At 59.8% G+C, this 264-nt stretch carries 1 protein-coding gene; it reads left to right on the top strand.

What is annotated here, in order from left to right:
* A partial coding sequence (locus SB753_RS38230) for an efflux RND transporter permease subunit (protein WP_410805315.1) occupies window positions 1-264 on the top strand: 264 nt, incomplete at both ends.

The following is a 264-nucleotide window of genomic DNA, read 5'->3' as shown; positions in this document are numbered from 1 at the left end:
CGGTAACGCGGGTCGGCGGTGTTCAGCGGGAGATCCGGGTCGAACTGGATTTCGCTAACCTGCTGGCGTTCAACACTACAGCCACTGATATTTCACGCCAATTACGCCTAGTACAGCAGGAAGCCGCTGGCGGGCGCGCCCATATTGGCGGTATGGAGCAGCCGGTGCGCACCATAGCTACCGTGCAGTCGGCAGAACAGTTCGCCGCCATGGAAATCAGCTTAACGGATGGCCGACGTATCCGGCTGGATCACATAGCCACCG

The organism is Paraburkholderia sp. SIMBA_053, from assembly GCF_046534895.1.
GTDB lineage: Bacteria > Pseudomonadota > Gammaproteobacteria > Burkholderiales > Burkholderiaceae > Paraburkholderia > Paraburkholderia caledonica.
The sequence above is the reverse complement of the archived record's forward strand: the minus strand, read 5'-3'. Positions and strand labels throughout refer to the sequence as shown.